1 protein-coding gene is annotated in these 1,254 nt (G+C 54.6%); it reads right to left on the bottom strand.

The window, feature by feature from the left end:
• Positions 1-1,254: non-ribosomal peptide synthetase (locus CKY02_RS23070; RefSeq protein WP_146747498.1), on the bottom strand; the 1,254-nt coding region annotated here is incomplete at both ends.

The raw sequence follows: 1,254 nt of genomic DNA, 5'->3' as shown, positions 1-1,254 counted from the left end.
AAATATGCGCCAGCCGCCCGCTAGGATAAGTCGGGTCTAGCGGCACATACGCCCCGCCCGCTTTCATCACCGCCAGCAATCCCACTACCATCGCCGGTGAACGTGACACGCAAATCGCCACTCGCTGATCCGGCTCTACCCCTAGTGTAATAAGCTGATGAGCCAACCGGTTAGCATGAGCATTTAATTCGGCATAACTGAGGGTCTGCCCTTCACACACCAAGGCCACCGCCTCTGGCGTTTTCTCCACCTGTTGTTCAAACAATTGATGAACACATAACGTCTCAGGATAGGCGGTTGCCGTGGCATTCCAAGTTTCCAGCAACAACCTGCGCTCTGCCGGAGATAGAATATCAATTTCTCCGACCGGCTTTTGAGGGTTAGCCACCATCGCTTGCAGCACCGCATGCAGATATCCCACTTGCCGTTCCATTGTCGATAGATCAAACAGAGCCGTGGCATAACTCAACGCCCCAACAATCCTGCCTTCCTCTTCTAACAGGTTGAGCTCAAGATCAAACTTGACAACATCAACGGCTTGATCGACCGGCGACACCGCCAGCCCCGGTAATCCCCATTCCGTGCTCTCATTGTTTTGCCAGGCAAACATCACCTGGAATAACGGGGTATGCGCCAGTCGGCGCGGCGGTTGCACGATTTCCACCACCTGCTCAAACGGTAAATCCTGATGCTCCTGTGCCGACAATGCGGTTTGTCGAACTCGCGCCAGCAACTCACTCACGGTCAACTCACCCGATAAATCCATGCGCAATGCCAGTGTATTGACAAAGAAGCCAATCAACGGCTCCACTTCCCGACGACTACGGCCCGCGCTCGGTGTGCCAATCACCACATCTTCCTGACCTGACAGGCGCGACAAGACTATCCCCCAGGCTGACAACAACGTCATGAATAAGGTGACGCCCTGCTGTTCACTCAGGCGCTTAAGGGCCGTTGTTAATTCCACATCCAGATCAACCAGCACGGCATCTCCGGCAAACGACTGCTCCAGTGGACGAGGCCGCTCAGTAGGCAAATCCAACAGAACCGGCGCGTCAGCCAGCATTGCACGCCAATAGTCAGACTGAACCTGAATACGCTCAGCCGACAGCCACTGACGCTGCCAGGCGGCGTAATCCGGGTATTGAATCGCCAATGTCGGCAAGGGATCGGATTGTCCGGCCATAAACGCCGTATAGAGCGCATTCAATTCCTGTATCAGCACATTGGCAGACCAGCCATCGGAAATAATGT

The sequence above is a fragment of the Photorhabdus bodei genome (genome assembly GCF_003287735.1).
Taxonomy (GTDB): Bacteria; Pseudomonadota; Gammaproteobacteria; order Enterobacterales; family Enterobacteriaceae; genus Photorhabdus; species Photorhabdus kayaii.
This window is presented reverse-complemented; position numbering and strand designations above follow the sequence as displayed.